This is a genomic window from Streptomyces sp. NPDC008079 (assembly GCF_042957385.1).
Taxonomy (GTDB): Bacteria; Actinomycetota; Actinomycetes; order Streptomycetales; family Streptomycetaceae; genus Actinacidiphila.
Window position 1 is genome coordinate 53,096 of sequence record NZ_JBIBIC010000010.1, and the last position, 19,998, is coordinate 73,093.

10 protein-coding genes are annotated in these 19,998 nt (G+C 72.2%); all 10 read right to left on the minus strand.

The annotated features are described in order from the left end of the window. Positions 1 to 45 precede the first annotated feature (45 nt). Positions 46 to 909 carry an NAD-dependent epimerase/dehydratase family protein gene (locus ACFZAM_RS21630; RefSeq protein WP_391048297.1) on the minus strand — a complete coding sequence of 288 codons (864 nt, stop codon included), beginning with the start codon at positions 907 to 909 and terminating at the stop codon, positions 46 to 48. After that, positions 903 to 5,045, minus strand: coding sequence for a hypothetical protein (locus tag ACFZAM_RS21635; protein ID WP_391048299.1), 4,143 nt, complete (start codon positions 5,043 to 5,045; stop codon positions 903 to 905). The genes ACFZAM_RS21630 and ACFZAM_RS21635 overlap by 7 nt, the downstream gene beginning before the upstream one ends. Further along, positions 5,042 to 6,001 carry an ABC transporter permease subunit gene (locus ACFZAM_RS21640; protein ID WP_391048300.1) on the minus strand — a complete coding sequence of 320 codons (960 nt, stop codon included), beginning with the start codon at positions 5,999 to 6,001 and terminating at the stop codon, positions 5,042 to 5,044. The genes ACFZAM_RS21635 and ACFZAM_RS21640 overlap by 4 nt, the downstream gene beginning before the upstream one ends. Then, entirely contained in the window at positions 5,998 to 6,897 is a 900-nt protein-coding gene (locus tag ACFZAM_RS21645) for a sugar ABC transporter permease (RefSeq protein WP_355333125.1), read from the minus strand. The genes ACFZAM_RS21640 and ACFZAM_RS21645 overlap by 4 nt, the downstream gene beginning before the upstream one ends. Before the next feature lie 38 nt (positions 6,898 to 6,935). Then, on the minus strand, positions 6,936 to 8,282 hold the full coding sequence (locus ACFZAM_RS21650; RefSeq protein ID WP_355333127.1) for an extracellular solute-binding protein: 1,347 nt from the start codon (positions 8,280 to 8,282) through the stop codon (positions 6,936 to 6,938). Between the two features lie 124 nt (positions 8,283 to 8,406). Further along, the gene (locus tag ACFZAM_RS21655) at positions 8,407 to 9,708 is read right to left on the minus strand and encodes an enolase C-terminal domain-like protein (protein ID WP_391048304.1); all 1,302 of its coding nucleotides are present in this window, start codon (positions 9,706 to 9,708) and stop codon (positions 8,407 to 8,409) included. A 53-nt stretch (positions 9,709 to 9,761) separates the two neighbouring features. Beyond that, entirely contained in the window at positions 9,762 to 12,680 is a 2,919-nt protein-coding gene (locus ACFZAM_RS21660; protein ID WP_391048305.1) for a hypothetical protein, read from the minus strand. A gap of 19 nt (positions 12,681 to 12,699) precedes the next feature. Further along, entirely contained in the window at positions 12,700 to 14,925 is a 2,226-nt protein-coding gene (locus ACFZAM_RS21665) for an alpha-galactosidase (protein WP_391048307.1), read from the minus strand. A gap of 720 nt (positions 14,926 to 15,645) precedes the next feature. Further along, positions 15,646 to 16,716: a substrate-binding domain-containing protein gene (locus tag ACFZAM_RS21670; protein ID WP_391048309.1), complete on the minus strand. Its 1,071-nt coding sequence runs from the start codon at positions 16,714 to 16,716 to the stop codon at positions 15,646 to 15,648. A gap of 86 nt (positions 16,717 to 16,802) precedes the next feature. After that, positions 16,803 to 19,862, minus strand: coding sequence for a glycoside hydrolase family 2 TIM barrel-domain containing protein (locus ACFZAM_RS21675; protein WP_391048311.1), 3,060 nt, complete (start codon positions 19,860 to 19,862; stop codon positions 16,803 to 16,805). Between the last annotated feature and the right edge of the window lie 136 nt (positions 19,863 to 19,998).

Sequence of the window (19,998 nt, forward strand, 5' to 3'; positions counted from 1 at the left end):
AAACTGTTGCCGTCCGAGCTTGCTGCCGACGGCAGGCCCTTGTCGTCAGCCCAACGGCATAGTGCAGAAATTGGCGCCGACGCGGAAGTTGCGGTCGGCCGCCGGGTCGAAGTCCGCGGGACCGAAGGACCCGCACTCCAGGAGCGCGGCCAGGTGGTCCTCGGCGTCGTCCCGCGGGTGGTAGCCGATGGCCTCCCCTTCCGCGAGGGACCACCACCGGCGGGTGTTGCGGGAGATGCCCCACAGCATCCGGAATCCGGCGGGCTCCGCGCGCAGACACGCCTCCACCAGCCGGGCCGCGTCGTCCGGCGACAGCCAGGCGGCCAGGTCCTCAGGAGCGAGCGGGCGCGGCCGGAAGGCGCCGATCCGCAGACAGGTGACGTCGATGCCGAAGCGGCTCCGGTAGAGCGCGCCGAGCGCCTCCACCGCGGCCTTCCCCGCGCCGTAGAACGTGTCGGGGCGCGGTGCGATGTCCGCGGGCAGCTCAGCGGCGGGGGCCCCTGCGGCAGCGCCCTCCTCCCGTACGGGTACGGCGTCGTCCCGCGTACGGAATCCCGCCGCGTGGATGCTGGAGGCGAGCACCACCCGCGGCACGCCCTGGCGGCGCACGGCCTCCAGTACCCGCTGCGTGCCGTCGATGTTGATCTCCCGGATGCGCTCCCAGGGCGCCTCCCCGGCCAGTCCCCCGAGGTGGAGCACGGCGTCGACACCCTGGCAGGCGGCGTCGATCGCGTCCGGGTCGGTGAACGAGGCGCGGACGGTCTCCACGGCCTCGCCCGGCGCCGGCGGCTCGATCTCGGCGATGTCCAGGAGCCGGAGCGTGCGTCCCGGCCGCGCCATGCGCGGGCGCAGCGCCCGGCCGACGCGGCCCGCGGCCCCGGTGATCAGGATGCGCTGCGCCGTCACCATGTTCGCTCCAACGGGTCCATATCGTGCGGGAGTTGGGCGGGCGGGCGCTGCTCGTCGTAAGGCCGCGGGGTCGCGCAGGCGGGGGCGTACGGCGGCTGGTTGTAGGCGTGGTGGCGGCGGAAGGCGACGTCGACCGGTGGATTCCAGTGCCGCCAGCTGCCGGGGTCGGTGTCGACGGGGGGCGACATGGGGCCGGTACCGTTTCCGTTCTCGGCGGCCACGGCGTACTCCAGGACGGGCGCCTGCCCCGGCCTCCCGCCGCCGCGAGCACCGTCCGACCCGCGCGGATCGCCGGTCGCCGGTACGACACCGGGCACGCGGTCGACGTACGCGAAGGCCGTGCCCGCGAAGACCTCGCGGAAGCCGGCCTCGCCCTTGCGCCGCCGGTACAGCCGGTACCGTCCTGCGCCCAGCACCTCGCCCCAACTGACGCTCACCGCGCCGTCGTTGAGTCTGAGCTTCAGGCCGTCCGGCGGCTCCGGCGCCCGGCCGGTCGCGTAGACGGGGTAGTCGGCGCCGGGAGGGCCCTGCCGGTCGGTGTTCCGCGCGGCGACCCTGACGTGGTACTTCACGCCGTCGGACAGTCCGCTCAGGAGTCCGGGGCTGTCGGCGGCGGCGACGGCCGGTGCCCAGGTCAGACCGCCGTCCGTGCTGAGTTCGAGCAGGTAGGAGTCGGCCGCGGCGACGGCGGTGAAGTGCACGACGGCGCCGCCGGGGACGGTCTCGGTACGGATCACCCGCGGCGGCGGCGGTTCCGGGCGGCGCGCGGTCAACTCCCATGCGTGGCGGCCTCGTGGGAGCGCCAGCCGCACGGTGTCGTGCGTCCGGCCGAGCGGGCGCAGCGGTGCGCCGTCCACGGAGAAGTCCGCCGCGGCGTCGAGCCCGGCGGGCAGGCGCAGGGTGATCCCGGTGTCCGTCTGCGCGTCGTACGTGCCGCGCAGCTCCGTGGGGTGGAGGTAGCCGAGGCTGATGCCCAGGTCGCGGTCGTCGGTGGTCAGCAGGACGTCCGCCGTGCCGATGGCGCTGCCGTGAAAGAGCGTCAGTTCGCGGCGTCCGCTGTCGAAGAGCCGGATCGTGCCCGCCGTCCCCGTGAACCGCAGCCCGTCCTCGGCGAATTCGACGGCGGCCGGTTCGCAGGGCCTCGCGGACTGGTGCCGGAAGACGAGGTCGAGGCTGTGCGGGGTGCGGATCCTGGCGCCCCAGGGCGTGTCGGCGGCGGGGTCGACCACGAGGTCGTCGCGGTGGCTGACGACCGCGAGCGTGTTGCCGTTTGCCCCGTCGGCGCGGCCTTCGAGGCGTACGCCGTGCGTGACGTCGGTGGCGAAGGCGCCTCCGAGCGCGCCGGCCTCCCGCACCGCGCCGCCCCGGCCCGCCGCGCCGCCTTCTCCCACCGTGCCGTCCTCGCGCACCCCGCGCACGAGGTGGATGAACGGCATCCGCTCGGGCAGGTGGGGGTAGCTGTTGGCGTCGTGCCCGGTGGCCTCGGTGAGCACCGACCAGGTCCACACCATGCGCTGGTTGGGCGCGAAGGAGTCGTAGGTGACCAGGTAGTCGGTGCCGACGAGCAGCACGCTGCGGCCGAGGTACAGGTCGCCGACCGGGCCGTCGGGATCGGGGACGATCTCCGCGTACTGCGCGCCGCCGAGGTCGTACATCGGCCGGTCGAGGGTGTGGCAGCCGATGCCGCGGAAGGCGCCGTCCTTCCAGACCGCGCAGGAGGTCGCGAAGGTCGCGTCGGGCACGCGGCGGTCCCCGGCGTCCTCGGGACCGTGACCGCTGTAGGAGGCGCCCGCCGCGTAGTAGTAGAGGTGGCCGCTCCCGTTGTCGTCGGCGACGCCCCAGCGGTAGTTGGGGCCGCGGTCCACCTGCTGGAGGAAGACGGCGACCTCGCCCGGCCGGTCGACGTCGGCGCGCAGGGTGATCCCGTATCCGGTGTATTTGGCGCTGCGCAGGCGGGGGTTGGTGCCGGGGTTGCCCTCGGTGCGCACGGTGACGCGCCAGGGGTCGGGTGCGTCGTGCGGGCTGTCCAGTCGTCGGGCGGCGGGGTCGCTGCCCCACAGCAGGTGTTCGGCGACCAGCGGGCGGTAGCGGTGCAGGGTCTCGCCGAGCAGCCGCATCTCGATGGGAGGGCGGCGCGGCCAGTAGGCGTGCGCTCCTTGCGCGGGGTGCAGCCGCCGCAGCTCGCCGGTGCCGGTGACGTCGACCGGCGCGGTCAGCGCGTTGACCAACCAGTCGCCGAGGGCGGCGAGTTCGGGGGTGACGGCCCGGTTGCGGCCGTCGGCCTCCCGCGCCAGGTGGTTGCCCTGGCCGAGGGGCCGCAGATACGCCCACACGTACGTGGCCAGGCTCTCGGTCCACCGGCCGGGCCGTGCGCGGCGGGAGGGCAGCGCCGGGCGGGTGTGGAACACACCGGTCAGCTCGGCGAACCGCTCGAACTGGTCCAGCCACTCCCCCGCCGCCTCGTGCTCGGGGTAGAGCCAGGCCAGGCAGGCCAGCGCCGCCTTGCCGTCGGCCATGAAGTTGGGGTGGCCGCCCGCCATCCGTAGCAGCGGGCCGATCTCCTCGCCCGCCGAGACGTATCCGGTCAGCAGGAGCAGGGCGTCCACGCGTTCGCGCTCGGCGGCGTCGAGCTGTCCGGCGAACCGGTCGTAGCCGTCCAGCAGCCGGTCGTAGAGCGGGCGTTGGCCGATGTTGAGGTAGCCCCCGACGTCGTTGACCCCGTGGGCGATCAGCCGGGGTCCCTCGGGGCCGGTCAGCAGGGCGTCGGCGAATTCCCGCGCGCTGCCGAACTCTCCTTCCCCGCACAGCGGTTCCGGCCGCTTGCCGATGTAGGTGAGCGTCCAGTCCTTGACCCGGTCGAGGCTGAGCGTGCCCTGCCAGTGCTGGAGATGGCGTACGTACGTGGACTGGTAGGCCGTCGACCGCTGCGCGCGCAGCACCTCCAGGTCGCGCTCGTGGTCGTAGAAGGCGATACCGGTGCTGCGGGTGCCGGTGCGCAGCGGCCAGGTCCAGCGCAGGACGCCGTCGTGGCGGAAGTGGACGCGGAGGGTGTCCGCCGACGCCCAGGAGGAGTACGTACGGTCGTCCCACCGGGCGTGGTCGCGGACGAACACGCCCATGGCGTCGCGCTGTTCCGCGTCCCAGAAGGCGGCGTGCGGCCGGATGTCCCACGCGAAGCTCGGGGCGTAGGGGCCGACGGTGAAGGCCATGTCGGTCTCGGGGTGCTCCCTGGCGCCCGGCCCGGAGAAGGACGGGTCCTCGCCGCAGTCGCCGACGACGACGGGCTCGTCGATGCCGAGCCAGTGGTACAGCTCGGGCGAACCGGGGTCGGCGTGGTCGGCGGCGGACTGCGAGAACGGCCAGGCGGAGGAGAACCGGTGGGTGGGCGTGCAGCCCTCCCAGTGCAGCTCCCAGGCCACGGCCGTCGTCGCCGTCGTCGTCGCAGTAGTGGTGGTCGCCGTTTCGTCCAACGACACCATCTCCTCGGACAGTTCGAGGAAGTCGCAGTCCCGCAGCACCCGGACGGTGGCGGTGTAGCGGGCGCCGCCGGTGAAGACGTACGTGAGGACGTGGGTCGCGAACAGCGGTCCGGCCTCGGTCAGTTGCACGTCGAGGTGGTCCAGCCGCCCGGCGCCGCAGCGCAGTACGGACCTGCCGACCCAGCCGTGCCCGCGGTCGAGCTGCCGGACCGGCCCTGGTATGTCCCCGGTGGCGAACCGGCCGGCGGACGGCAGCCGGACCCGCAGGGCTCCGCCGTCGACCACGATGCCGTCGCCGTCCTCGGTGACCTCGACCGGCCCCGTGCCCCGCGCCGACGGCAGCGTCTCGTCCGCGCGCAGGGTGAACTCATGGCGGGCGCCGGGCGCGAGGTCGGCGAAGAAGCAGACGGTGGCCGACGTCAGGAACGCGTCGTCGCCCTCCGAGTCCGTGGTCGTCTCGGCGAGTTGGAAGGGCACCGGCGCGCCGGACGCGTCGAGCAGCCGCAGTCGCCCGGCGCGTATCGAGGGCGCCGCCCACCGCACCGGGTAGTGCAGCAGAGTCCGGGGCCAGGCGAAGTCGGGGTGGTCGAGGGGGTCGCTGAGCGCGAACCTCACCTCGTCGCCGTCCGCCGGCCAGTGCGTGACGGCGGACGTCACGATCCCCCTCCCACTTCGGCGCCTCCGGCGCCCGACGAGCCGGGCGCGACACCCTGCGTGCCGAACGCCGCGCCGCCCGCGACGCCTTCGACGAGGTAGCGCTGGAGCAGGATGAACAGCAGCATGATGGGCGCCGCGACGATGAAGGTGCCCGCGGCGATCAGCGGCCAGTTCTGCGAGTACTCGCCGAAGAACGAGTACAGCCCCCGGGTGACCGGCCACAGCGCGGAGTCCGACAGCATCACCAGCGGCAGGATCAGGTTGTTCCAGGCGTGCACGAAGCCGAAGATCGCGAACGTGGCCAGGGCCGGTTTCATCTGCGGAATGATGATGGTGAAGATGAACCGGATGTAGCCGCAGCCGTCGAGCGCCGCCGCCTCGTCGATCTCGCGCGGGATGCCCTTGATGTAGCCGACGAAGAAGAAGAACCCGGCGCCGGACAGGCTGGTCAGGATCAGGTAGCCGACCATGCTGTTGTACAGGCCCAGCGTCCTGGCCTCGATGAACAGCGGGATCAGGCCGCCGGGCAGGAAGCCGGAGAAGATGAAGAAGGTGTACAGCCCGTTGGAGTACTTGAAGTAGCCGCGGGAGATGGGGAAGGCCAGGAAGACGCCGAGGATCAGCGTGACGACGTCGGGGATGACCGCGTAGACAAGGCTGTTGATCATCTGCCGTCCGAAGTGCCCCTGGTTCCAGGCCGCCGAGAAGCTCTCGGTGGTCCACGGATGCGGCATCCCGGTGGGGTTCTGGAGGAATCCGGTGTACGTCTTGAACGCCTGGAGCAGGACGTAGACCAGCGGCAGGGCGAACAGACCGGCCGCGATGGCGAAGCACAGCAGGTTCAGCCCCGCCGCCTTGGTCGTCCTGGCGGACATCAGCCGCTGGAGCCGGGTGGGGGCCGCGGGGGTCCTCGGCGCTGACGACGGCGACGCTCCGGCCGCCCGGGCGGTCGTCACAGCGAGACCTCCCGCCTGCGCAGGCCGTACAGCAGGACGCCGCCGATCGCGACGGTCAGCACGAACTGGATCATCGCCAGCATCGAGCCGTAGCCGAGTTGGCTGTCACTGCCGAACGCGGACTGGAACATGTACAACCCCAGGGTCTTGGTGCCGAAGTTGCCCGCGGTGAGCACCATGATCAGCGCGTACTCGCCCAGCGTGGCCATGGCGGTGAGGAAGACGTTCACGGTGGTGGCCGGGGCCAGTAGCGGCCACGTCACATGCCGGAACACCCGGAACCGCCCCGCGCCGTCCATCGCCGCGGCCTCGTACACCGAGCGCGGGATGTTCCGCAGTCCCGCGATGTAGATGAGCATCGAGTAGCCGGAGAACATCCAGACGTTCACCATCATCACCAGCCACAGCGCCAGTGAACTCGACCCGAGGAAGGCGGAGTCGACACCGAACAGGCCGTGCACGACCTTCTCCACCGGCCCCGAGTACGGGTCGAGCATGAGGGAGAAGACCGCGCCGACCACGGTGACGGAGAAGATCTGCGGCATGAAGATCAGCGCGCGGTAGAAGGTCAGGGAGCGGCCCGGCCGGTTGAGCAGCAGGGCCAGTCCCAGCCCGATCGCGTTCTGGAGCACGGTCACGCCGATGACATAGATCAGCGTGACCCGTACGGCGCTCCACAGTTGGGTGGACAGCGACGTGAACGCCGCGTCGTAGTTGCACAGTCCGCAGAAGTTGAGCGGCGTGCCCGGGAGCCCGGAGTACCTGGTGAAGGAGTATCCGATGGTGGCCAGGGACGGGTAGAGCCCGAACAGCAGCCAGCCCGCTCCCGGAATCGCGATGCTGGCCCAGGGAATGAACCGCCGCGTCCGTTGGGTTCCGAAGGGACAGCGTGCCACGCCGCGCCTCCTTTCTCATGGTGCCTGGGAGGCGGTGGTCAGTTGCCGACCGACTTGCGGTACGCGCTCGCCGAGCGGCTGAGGATCGTGTCGGCGCTGTCGCCGCCGATCGGCGTCATCTTGGAGAAGTCGGGACCGCCCGCGTCCACGGGCGCGCCCGCGGGCACCCACGGGTTGCTGAGCTGCTGGAAGGCGTCGTCCATGTGGGCGTTCTGCCAGTCCATCCACGGCAGTCCGGTGTTCTTCAGCGCGGGCTGGGTGGAGATGGAGCCGGTCTTGGTCAGCCACTCCTTGTAGTTCTCCGGGTCGGAGAACATCGTCAGCCACTCCATGGCCAGGTCCTTGTGCTTGGCGGTCGTCGGGACCATCCAGGTCAGGTCGGGCTTGAGCATGAGGCGGTTGGCCGCCGGGGTGTCGGTGCCGGGCATGGTGAAGAACCCGAGGTTGAGCGTGGGGTTGGCCTTCTGGATGAGCGCGCCGTCCCACGAACCGTCCAGCAGGAACGGGTAGTCGTCGGACTTCGCGGCCCAGACGCCGGGCGCGGTGAGCTGGGCGACACCGGCCGCGTTGGGCTCGATGTACTTCATGACCTTCTCGTAGCGGCCTGCCGCGTCCTTGTAGACCTGGTCGGTCCAGGACTGCGTGCCCTTCCAGAACGCGTCGGCCCGCTCGCTCGACACCTTGACCGAGTCCGAGGCCGGGCGGCCCTGCATGAGGGTCTGGTTCACCGAGCCCTGCCACACCCCGCCCTGCATGTTGTCCTTCGCGGCCACGAAGATCGGGGTCTTGCCCGCCTTCTTCAGCGTCTCGCAGTCGTCGAGGAACTCCTGGAAGGTGGTGGGCACGCCCATGTGGTACTTGTCGAGAAGGTCCTTCTTGTACCAGATCGACCCGGCGGCGGCGTACTGCGCGGCCATGACGCCGTAGACCTTCCCGTTGCGCCCGACCGCGGCGGCCTGGGCCGTCGCGTCGTAGTTCTTCATGAACGGCTGCGCCGAGAGGTCGGTCATCTGGCCGGCGTCGATCAGCGCGGCGGCGCCCGCGGGCTTGAGGCTGGTGTAGCTGGGCGCGAAGCCCGCCTGGGTGGGCGCGGAAAGGGCCAGTACGTCAACGGACTTGGACTGGAGCAGGCTGTTCCAGAGCTGCTGCCAGGCGCCGTTGTTGTTCGGCGCCTGCTGGAGCTTGACCTTCACGCCCGGATGGGCCTTCTCGAACTTGGCGTTGAGGTCCTGCGTGAACTCGATCGCGCCCGGGTTGGTCCACTCGGCGACGGTCAGGGTGGTCGTGGCGCCGCCGCCGCCGGACGAGGAGGAGCCGCAGCCGGTGAGCGCGGCCGACACGCAGGCGGTCGCCGCCAGCAGCGTGACGAAGGTACGGGGTCGCATGAGGGTGGGGCTCCTTCGTTTCGAGTTCGGTTCGAGTGCGGTGCGGGGGTCGGTTCGGGGTCGGTTCGAGTGCGGGGCCGGTTCGAGTGCGGTGCGGGATCGGTGCCGGGCGGGCGGGTGCGCGTCAGGGGCGCTGGAGCGCACCGTCGGCCCGCCGCGGCGGCTTCCACGCGTGGCCGGGCTCCGCCGCGCCCTTGGGCGGGTACTTCAGCGCCAGCCGCTCGTCGAGGTCGACGCCGAGACCGGGCGCGTCGCTCGGCCACAGGTGGCCGTCGCGGATCTCGGGGCAGCCGGGGAAGACCTCCCGCGCGGCCGGGCCGAACAGATGCTGTTCCTGGATGCCGAAGTTGGGGGCGGCCAGGTCGAGGGCGAGGTTGGCGGCGTGCCCGACCGGCGAGACGTCGCCGGGACCGTGCCAGGCGGTGCGCACGCCGAACATCTCGCAGGCGGCGGCGAGCCGCCACGCCGGGGTGATGCCGCCGATCGCCGACACGTGGACCCGGATGAAGTCGCACAGCCGCTCCATGACGACCGGGCGGTACTCGGCCGGGTTGGTGAACAGCTCGCCGATCGCGATCGGGGTCACCGAGCGCCCGCGCAGGACGCGCAGCCACTCGATGTCCTCGGGCGCGACCGGGTCCTCCAGATAGAACAGGTCGTACGGTTCCAGGTCCGCCGCGATCCGTACGGCGTCGGTGGGGTGCACCCGCTCGTGCACGTCGTGGATCAGCTCGACCTCGGGGCCCGCGTGCTCCCGCAGGTGCTCGAAGAGGCCGCGCACCGTGCGCCGATAGGCCGCCGGGTCCCAGGCGTTGGGGGTCAGCGCCTTGGCGGCGCCGGCCGTGGCCGCGGCGGCCGGCGCCCCGTAGGTGCCCGCGCCGGGCACGGCGACCTGGCAGCGGACGTGCCCGTACCCCTCGGCCATCAGGGCCAGCACCTCGTCGGTGACCTCCGCCGCGTCACGTCCCGCGGCGTGCGCGTACACCGGGACCGCGGTGCGGCAGCGTCCGCCGAGGAGCTGCCACACCGGAAGTCCCGCCTGCTTGCCCTTGATGTCCCACAGGGCCATGTCCACGCCGGACAGCGCGTTGTTGAGCACGGGCCCCGACCGCCAGTAGCCGCTGACGTGCAGGGTCGACGCGATGTCCGTGATGTCCGCCGGGTCGCGGCCGATGAGCTGCGGCGCCAGGTACTCATCGACCGCCGTGGCGACCGCTTTCGCCCGCTGCGTGAAGGTCGCGCAGCCGAGTCCGTACAGGCCGGGCTCGCTGGTGTCGACCCGCACCACGACGAGCGTGGTGCCCGCGGGAGCGGTCAGGATCGTCCTGACCCCGGTGATACGGACGCCGGACGGCTGCGCCCACGGCGGCTCTGCGGGCACGGACTCCTTGACGGGTCCGGCGGAATCGGCGGCGTGGTCGGTCACGGGAGGGTGCTCCTGGTTCTGTGCGAAGAGGTGTTACGGGGTGCGCGGGACGGTCAACTGCCGATGCCCCAGCGGGTGTCCACGCGACCGCCGGTGAACTGGGCGCCGGTGCCCCAGAACGGCGCGAAGTTGTAGCAGCCGGACGTGGGCGGCTCCGCGACGGTCGTCCAGTACGTGGCGCCGTGACCGCCGGTTCCCGCGTCCGTCACCTGGAAGGCGAAGGACATCGGGGTGACGGCGCCGGGCTGCGCGCTCTTCACCGCGGCTGCCACCTCGGGGAGTTGGCTCCAGGCGAGCGCGACCTCGTACCTGGTCACCTTGTTGACGTCGTCCCGCGACACCAGCACCCGGCCCTCGGTGCCGCTGTCCGCCTTCGCGTCCATCGGGCCCAGCGGCGTCGGGAGCGTCGCGTTGGTCGGGTAGTACGTCTGGTAGTTGGTGCCGGGCGCGAGCTGCCGGTGCAGTTCGGGGACGCCTCCGGTGGCGAGCGTGACGACGTACAGGTGGGAGAGCGACCGCAGGCACTTCTCGTAGTGCGCGTCCCCGACCAGCAGATCCTCGGTCTTGTGGGCGACCGCGTCGAAGCCGAGCTGGATGCTGTCCGCCTTGAACGGGAAGAGGTACTCGTTCGCCGCGAAGGGCACGTTGGAGAGCTGGACGTCGTCCTCGATCAGCGCCCTGAAGTACAGGAAGCCGTCGTCCCAGGCGGCCTGGAGGCTGTACGTCCTGGTGTCACCGGCCGCGCCGGTGCTGGTCATCGTCACCGGGACGACGTCGTTCCACTGGCTGGCGCTTCCGCCGACGGTGATCTGACGGAACGGCAGATACGCGAGCTGCACCTTCCGGGTCCCGGTCTGGTGCACCTGGGCCGAGCCGCGCGGCACCGTGATGTCGTAGCCGATCTCGTACTGGTTCGCGGAGTTGGCCGTGAACGACGTCACGGGGAAGGTCAGCGTCTTCGACTGGCCGGGCTTGAGGCTGATCCACGGCGAGACCGACAGCGACACCTGCCAGCCGGACGGCGGGGTGATCACGACCTTCGCGTTCTGCGTCTGCGGCGAGACGTTCTCCACCAGGACGTCGATGGTGCTGCTCGCGCCCAGCGGCCTGGTGAAGGACTGGACCTCGACCTTCAGCGGGGTGTCGTAGTCGAAGGCGGCACCCGTGGTCAGCACCGACTTCAGCGCCTCAGGACTCAGATCGCTGTCGAAGTACAGGACTTCCCACGGCTTGACCTGGAGCGTGACGGACGGCGAGGCTCCGTCGGCTAGGCGGCGGCCGAGGTAGTCGTAGACCCGCACGCCCTGCGCGCCGTTGAGGGTGACGGTGCCGTTGTACCCGGCGCTCTGGTCCTCCATCGTGCCGTCGTAGAGCTGGTCGGCGTAGACGGCGGCCCGGCCCTTGCCGTCGGCGCCGCGGAACAGAAAGCCCCACGTCGACTTGGCGTTCGGGTACAACTCCTCTTCCAGCGTGGCGTCTTCCAGCAGGCTCGTCATGGTCGCGTAGGCGACGACGGCGGGCTTGGGGGACTTCGTGGCGATGTCGTAGATGTTGAACTCGACGCCGGAGTAGGTCTTGTCGTAGGACAGCGAGAACCAGAAGATCCGGATCGGCGAGTCCTCCTCGGCGCCCGCGAGCATGTGCAGCAGGTACGTCGGCGCCACCGTGCGGGCCACGCCGTACCCGGCCTGTCCGGCCGGCAGATGGGTGAAGTTGGCGTCGGCGTTGCCCAGTTCGGTCTGCCACTGCCCGGCGCGGCCCTGGGTGCGCGACCAGAGGCGGTCCATCTTGACCTGCGTCTTGGTCATCGCGTACTGCGTGGCGTCGGGGTAGCCGTAGGCGTGGTTCACCGAGCCGTCGATGTAGCCGGTGTCCTTGGAGCCCCGCGCGTACACGATGTCGCGGTTGTACGTGACCGAGCCGCCGCCGATCAGATTCACGTCGGGGAACTCGGGCTTCACCCGGTCCCAGATCAGCTTGCACATGTCGCGGTAGTCCTGGGCGTCACCGGTCATCCATGCCCAGCCGTGCACCCAGGGCTCGTTCCACACCTCCCAGTTGGGGACCAGGTCCTGGAGCGGCGCGATGCAGTGGTAGACCATCTCGGCGTGCGCGACCAGGTCCTTGGGCCGGTTCTGGTAGGTCTTCACCGGCTTGCCGTCCGGGCCGGGCTGCACATTCCACGACATGTTGTAGTTGATGCCGGCGAGGGCCTCGATGCCGTGGGCGTGCCAGTCGGCGATCTCGGCCCGCGCCGCGTCGATCTGCGGCTGCTGCCAGAAGACGCCGGGGGACGGGCAGACGGTGTCCGGCTGCACGGCGTCGATGCCCCGGCACCACTTGACGCCGATGCGCTGGGCGATCTGGCGGGTGATGGCGGGAGTCGACTCCGAGCGGATGCCCAGCCCGAACGCCGAGTTCGGCCTGCGGCCCGCCACGGTCGGCCGGATCACGCCCAACCCGAGTGTCTGCGACAGCAGTTGGGCACCGGAGGCGTTGGTGACGGTGGCCGTGACGGCGTAGTGGTCGGGATCGTACGAGCCCAGCGGGATCGTGGTGGTGGTCTGCGTACCGGCCGGGGCGGTGAACGCGGTGGTGCCGCTGTTCAGCGGCGCCCCGGCGCGGGCGGCGACCGACCAGGTGACCGAACCGCTGAGCGCCGTCGTGGGGTTGAAGACCACGAGCAGGCCGGGGGCGGCCTTCGCCGTACCGGTCACCGGGTAGAGGCCGGTCGGGTCGGAGAATCCGAAGGCGACCACGGGCAGCGCGGCGGCTGCCGCCGTGCCCTCGGGCGCCGCGGCGCGGGCGCTCGGCGCCAGGCCCCAGTCCATGGCGCTCGCGGCGGCGGCGCCCGCGACGGCGGCTGCTCCGTAGCCCACGACCTTGCGCCGGGAGACCTCCGCGGGGGTGGCCGTCACCGAGGTCGGCGTCGCCGGGGTGGTGCGGTCGGATCTGGCGTGGCTGTCTGTCACGGTCGGTCCTCTCCAGGGTTCAGCGCGGGGATTGTTCGGGTGCCACCGGCCGGATGACGCACAGGCCGGAGGGCGGGACGGCGATCGGGGTGAGTCCGGGGCCGAGCGTGCGCGGGCCCGAGGCGGCGGGTCTGCCGCAGGCGTCGAAGACGTCCAGCCGGACGCGGACGCCGGGCCCGGCGACGCCAGGAGCGTCGATGTCCAGGCCCGACACGCCTGCCACGCCAGCCATGCCTGCCACGCCCGCCACGCCCGCCACGCCCGGCCGCTCGACGCCGGGGTCCTCGATGTCCAGGACCACGCGCGGCCCGGCGGTGGAGTTCACCAGGGCGACCTCGGTGAACTCCGCCAACTGGAGCGGGACGACGTGGTGTTCGGCGTAGCAGGCGATGACGGCGCGCCGGCCCAGGGCGGCCGTCACCGTCTGGTGGAGCTGGTCGGGGCGTCCGGCGCGGATCTCGCCCCGGCCGAGGACATCGGCGTACGTCCGCCGGACGCCGAGCCAGAAGGCGGTCATCGCGCGGTGCTCCGCACTCTGTCCGGCCAGCGCGACGGAGATCTGCGGTGCCGAGAACAGCGCGGAGTGCAGCTGTCGGGCCGCCGCCTCCGCCGGGGCGGCCGGGTCCCACATCAGCATGTCCGAGTGGACCGCCGCCGATCCGGCGAGCACGCCGGTGTCCAGCGTGCGGACCCGGTTGGCGGTGGCGTCCCCCGGGCAGTCGGCGGCCCGGAACATGTTGCCGAAGCGCCGCATGCCGGGGCCGGTGTAGGGCTGTCGCAGCTCGATCAGCAGCTCGTCGCCGCGCAGTTCACGCAGCCGCTCGCGCAGTTCGGTGAGCAACAGCCGTATGCCCAGGCCCACATCGGCGACGTCCGCGACGGCGAGGTCGGCGGGCGCCTCCGCGGTGACGCCTCGGCAGGTGTCCTTACCGGTGCCGGTGCCGGTGCCTCCGCCGGTGTCAGGTCCGGCGGCGGTGGCGACACCGGTACCGGCGTCTGTGGAGGCACCACGGCCCGCACCGGTGCCGTCATCGCGGCCGGTCCTGACGTTCTCGTCTGCGGCGTTCTCTTCGGCAGTCGGCCGGTCGGCCCCATGGACCTCGACCTTGTGGACTTCGACCGCGTGGACTTCGACCGCGTGGACCTCGGCCGCGTGGTCCCCGCCCGCGAGTTCCTCAGCCGCGTACTCCTCCGCCGCGTACGCCATCGCGAAGTCCAGGAAGTCGATCTTGAGCCCGTCCAGGCCGTAGCGCCGGACGAGGTCGACGCAGGAGTCGACGGCGAAGCGCCGGGCGGCCGGGCGGCGCGGGTCGAGGACCCGGCAGCCGAGCCGCGTCACCTCGTGCGGCGCGACCCGCGCCAACTCCTCGTACGCCGGGGTGCGTTCGCCGACCAGCAGGGGTGCGATCCAGGCCACGTACCGCAGGTCCAGGCCCTGCACGGTCCTCACATGCGCGGCGAAGTCGGGGAATTTGGCCGGGTCCGGGGTCCACGCGCCACTGCCGGAGTAGCCGGGACCGTCCGCGTGGAGCTGCCAGCCGTCGTCCAACAGCAGCACCCCGCAGCCCATTTCGGCGGCGAGCACGGCTTCGGCCTCGACGCCCGCCGCCGTCAGCTCGCGGTGCATCGAGTACCAGGTCGAGTACGCGGGGGCGCGGGCCGCGTCGGGTACGGGCAGCGGCGCGGCGTCCGCGAGACCGCCGGTCACCTCCCGTACGGCCTCGGCCCACGGGCGGCCCGGGGCCTGGACGCGAATCCGACAGGTCTCCCCCGCCGCGAGGTCCATCGAGAGCCACACGCCGAAGCGGGCCGACTCCTCGCCGACACCGAATCTGACCCGCGTGGTGGCCGCGATCCGGTCGGACGCGAAGGCCAGCAGCGCGCGGCCCGCCGTGTCGTACAGGCAGCCCAGCGGCGCGGAGTCGACCAGGCCGACGGTGCGCCAGGGGTTGGCCCAGTCCGCCACCAGGTGCCGGTCCCAGCCCGCCCCCGGATGCCAGTAACCCGCCGCGTCGCCGAGCGGAACGTCCAGCCGCAGTACGGCCGTTGTGGCCGCGTCGGCGCGCAGTTCGAGCACGTCGGCGTCCACGGGACGCCCGGCGCCCCCGTCCGCACCGGCCACGTGACCGCCCGCGGGCTCGACGCTCAGCCGCGCGCCGTCCGTCAGCAGGCTGACCGCAGCGCCCCGCACACGCAGGGCGTCGCGTGCGGCCCACAACTGCGCCGGACTGGCGAAGTCGGCCATCACCGCTCCTTTCCGAGGTCGGGGAACCATGTCTGACCAGCTGAGACAACGTTGCCTGACGAGACGAGCGGCGTCCCCCAGGGGGTTGGAGGGGATCACGACGCCCGCACCACGGCTCCGGCCGTGCGCGCTCACCGACAGGCGGCGCCTTCGTGCCTGGTCAGCTACGTCCTGACGGCTGTCGACAGATCAACCACGCATACCGGAAGGAGCACCGGGGCAGGAGGCCCGACCCGGCCGCCCTCCGCAGGCGGTCGTGCTGAACCCTAGCCACCTGAGACAACGTTGCCTAGAGTTTTCGCGCGAGTGACAGAGAAATCCCGCGCACAGATCCGGAGAGCGCCCGTGTCACAAGCCGTTTACCCGCACGCGCCGGACATCTCCGTCCCCGGCGGGGCCGTGGTCGGGGTCGGGGTCGGGGCCGGGGCCGGGGTCGGTGAGGGTCCCGTCGTGGACCACCGCACCGGCGAACCGGACTGGGTGGACATCCCGTTGGGCGCACAGTGGCGCGCCGCCCTCGCCGGCCGGGAAACGGCGCACGGGGCGGCCCGTACCGGCATGAGTCTCGGCGCGGTAGCGGTACGGGACCGCGCCGGTTGCGTGGCGAGTGGGGACGTTCGCGGGGGTGAGTGCGGGGTGGGCGTGGGGGGCGGGGCCTGAACAGGACCGACTGCGGCCCGGTTCAGTCCCGCGCGGGACTCGGCGGGGCCCCCGCGCCGGTCACCGTCCGGCGCCCGGCCGCGCCGCGCCGTGCTCGACCAGGGTGGTGGGGATGACCACCGTCTGGGGCCGCGACTTGTCCCCCGCGATCCGCCTGAAGAGCAGTTCCGCGCCGATCCGGCCGATGGCGCGGGCGTCGTAGGACACCACGGTCAGCGGGTGGGCCATCAGCGCGGCGGTCTCGAAGTCGTCGAAGCCCACCACTTCGACGGCGCTGCCCGGGCCGCCCGCGCCGGCCTCGCCGCCGAGCCGGTTCAGCGCGCCGAGCACGCCGAGCGTGAGCCGGTTGTTCAGCGCGAACAGCGCGGTCGGCGGCTGCGGCCCGGTGAGCATCCGCTCGACGGCGGCCTCGGTGTCGCGCACGGTGTGCAGGCCGTATCTGATCAGGTCGGGGCGGTACGGCAGCCCAGCCCGCTCCAGCGCGGTCTCGGCGGCCGACAGCCGCTCGACCATGGGGTGGATGCTCAGCCAGTCCGAGACCACGCCGATCCGCTCGTGGCCGCGAGCCGTCAGATGCTCGATCGCGGACCGCGCGCCCGCCGCGTTGTCGATGAGCACGGTGTCCGCGCGCAGGTTGGTGGGCGGCCGGTCGAGGAACACCGCGGGGGTGCCCATGTCGATCTCCGCGCGCAGGTAGACGTGGTCGGCGGTGCTGCCGGCCGGTACGACCAGCAGCCCGTCGACGCGTCGCTCGCACATCTGCAACAGCAGTCGGCGTTCCCGCTCGGCGTCCTCCTCGGAACTCGCGGTGATCAGCAGGGTGTCGTTCTCCAGGGCGCACTGCGCCGCGGCGGCGGCGATGCCCGCGTAGAACGGGTTGGCCAGGTCCTCGATGAGCAGGCCGACCGTGGCCGAGGTGGACTGCGTGCGCAGGTCCCTGGCCATGTTGTTGCGGCGGAAGCCGAGCCGCACCACGGCGGCCCTGACCCGCTCGGCCATCTCCGGATCGACGGTGGACACGCCGTTGACCACACGCGAGACCGTTTTGAGACTGACGTCGGCCTCCCGGGCGACGTCGGTCATCGTCGGCCGCCGCGGGGCCGCGCTCGGGCTCGGGCTCGGTGTACTCACGTGCTGCTCCCCTCGGCGACGCGGCGCCGAGGGGAGGGCCAACGTTGTCTCACGCTCGGATCATACCGCCGCCGGGGTCGCCGAAATCACCCTACGCCATCGGCTGCCGCCTCCCCTTCCGTCAGACCGAACCCGAGGGTGAAGCGGCCCGGTACGGCGGCCAGATGGTGCCGGGGCTGCAATGCGTGTCCGCAGGAGGCGCTGCCGAGGCCGTGGTGTTCGAGGTCGACATTGAGGTGGATACGGCCGTCGGGCCTGAGGTCGGCGGTGTGCCTGGCCGCCGCCAGCGCCGCGGTGGACCAGGGCCGCGCGGTCAGGTCGAACCAGGGGCTGCCGGTGATCTCCAGACCGGGCCCCGCGGAGTCGCCTTCGGGACCGGTGAGGCGGGCCCAGCGCACATGCCGCCGGTTGCCGTTCTCCTGCGGGTACACGTACGGCGTCTGCGCCTCGGCGACCGTGGTCGCGTACCGCCCGACGCGGACGGCCTCCTCGCTGTCCCGGTAGGACTCGCCGGGACCGGGGCCGAACCAGCTCAGCCGGTCGAGCGCCGCCGGGAGGGTCAGCGCGACGCCGAGCCGGGGCAGCGGTACCTCCCAGGTGCCGACGGGCCGGGTGTCGACGGTGAGCACGAGCCGGTCTCCGGGCCCGGTGGTCCAGTGGTAGTCCGCCAGCATCGCGAGGTCCAGGCCCGCCGGGGCGATCCTGGTCCTCACCGTGAGGCTCGCCTCGCCCGTCGAGATCTCCAGCACCTTGTGCCGGAGCCGGTGCAGGCCGCTGCGGTGCCAGGCGGCCAGGAGCGGCGACCGGCCGTCGTTGTCGATCGGGGCCCGCCACAGGTCGACGCGGGGGCCTTCGAGCGCCAGGTCACCGAGGCGGAGCAGCCGTCCGTCGGCCGCGTCGAACTGTCCGGCGCCGAGGCTGATCGTTCCGCGGCGGCGCGCCCGAGGGGTGGTCGTGGTGGAAGCCGCGCCCGCAGGTGCCGCCGTCAGCGTGGTCGTGGTGGAAGCCGCGCCCGCGGGTCCCGCCGTCAGCGTGGTCGCGGCGTTGCCGTCCGGGGCGAACTGGGACCAGGCGACGGTGTGCCCGGCTCCGGCCCACGACTCGTCCGCGCCGAGCTGCGCGCTGAGGGTCACCCAGCGCTCCCCCGGTCCCGCCGCGGCGAGCACCTTGGCCAGGCTGTCGGGCCAGTCCGCGCGGCGGGTGTCGCCGGGGCCGGTCACCGGAACCTCCCACGCGCCCTCCCCCGCCTGCACGCCGTCGACTTCGAGCAGCCAGACCCAGCGCAGGTAGCCGGTGTCCCGCGTGTGGTGCAGATTGCGGATCTCGACTCCGCCGCCGTCGCGGCGGGCGATGATCCTGACCGGCTCGATGACCTTCGCGTACTCCAGGAGTCCGGGAGAGGGGGTGCGGTCGGGGAAGACCAGGCCGTCGGCGACGAAGTTGCCGTCGTGGACGGGCTCGCCGAAGTCGCCTCCGTAGGCGTAGAAGAGCGTGCCCTCCTCGTCGCGCTGGGCGACGCCGTGGTCGATCCACTCCCAGACGAAGCCGCCCGCCAGCCGGGGGCTGCTCTCGAACAGCTCCTGGTACTGGCGCAGTCCGCCGGGGCCGTTGCCCATCGCGTGGGCGTACTCGCACAGCAGGAACGGCATCGCGCGCCTGCGGGCGTCGTTGGCCGGGTCGCCGGTGAGCGGTTCCTGGCGCGCGGCGACCGCCGCCACGAACGCGTAGTCGGGGTACATCACCGAGTACACGTCGGTGTAGGCGCAGTCGTCCCAGTCGCCCTCGTAGTGGATCAGCCGGTCGGGGTCGCGGTCGCGGATCCACTCGGCCATGGCCGCGAGATTCGCGCCGACGCCGGACTCGTTGCCGAGCGACCACATCACGACGCTGGGGTGGTTCTTGTCGCGCTCGACCATCCGCTCGGCCCGGTCGAGCAGCGCGGGGCGCCACTCGGGCTCGTCTGAGGGGTTGCGGCGCCAGCCGTTCTCCGAGAAGCCGTGGGTCTCCAGGTCGCACTCGTCGACCACCCACAGGCCGTGTTCGTCGCAGAGGTCGAGGAAGGCGGCGGCGGGCGGATAGTGGCTGGTCCGCACGGCGTTGATGTTGTGCCGCTTCATCAGCAGCACGTCGGCGAGCATCGTCTCGCGGGTCAGCGCGCGGCCCCTGACCGGGTCCCATTCGTGCCGGTTGACGCCGCGGAAGACGAGCGGCCTGCCGTTGGCGGTGACGACGCCGTCCTCGACCACGACCCGGCGGAAGCCGATACGCAGCGGGACGCGTTCGGTGGCCGTGACGAGTTCGCCCGCGTAGAGCCGGGGCTGTTCGTCGCTCCAGGGGGTGACGCCCGGCGCGGTGTGCGGACCGGCGGGATCGGCGTCGGTGATGCCGAGTTCGGGGACGCTCAGGCGCGCGTCGCCCGCGCCGTCGACGTCGACCCGCAGGGTGCCGGTGCCGGAGTGGTGGTCGTAGTCGGCGTGCACGAAGAAGTCGGCGATGCCGCCGGCCGGCCGGACCAGCAGCCGTACGGGGCGGAAGACACCCGACAGCCACCACATGTCCTGGTCTTCCAAGTAGCTGGCGGACGACCACTGGTGGACCCGTACGGCCAGCACGTTGCGGCCGGTCCGCAGGGTGTCGGTGACGTCGAATTCGGTGGGCAGCCGGCTGCCCTTGCCGTCGCCGAGCGGCCGGCCGTTGAGCCAGACCGCGAAGGCGGAGTCGACGCCCTCGAAGCGGAGCACCGCGGTGCCGCCGTCGGCGAAGCCCTCCGCGACGTCGAACTCCCTGCGGTACTCGCCTGTCGGGTTCTCGTCGGGCACGCGCGGCGGGTCGACGGGGATCGGGAAGGTGACGTTGGTGTACGCGGGTGTGCCGAAGCGGCCGGGTCCGGGGACGCCGTCCATCTGCCAGGACGAGGGCACGGGGACCGTCGTCCACTCGGCGGCGTCGAACTCCGGGGCCTCGAAGCCCACGGTCACGTCGTGGAGACCGTCGCCGAGCCGGAAGCTCCAGTCGCCGTTCAGGTCGAGGGCGGGTGCGTCGGAGTCGAACGACGCGCGGGGCCGCAGCCGGCCGTTGCCGGGTGATACGTCCTCGACGTAGGCGCAGGCGTCCGGGCTTTCGCTCCGGTTCTGGGCGTGGTCCATCGGTGCGACCGGTCCTTTCCGGGGGTCTGGGGCGTACCCATAGGGGGTGTACGAGTCGGGGCTGACGCGTCAGGCGGCGGGACCGCGCGGGGCGGGGCTGATGTGCGGCGGGCTTGCGCGAAGCGGGGCTGACGCG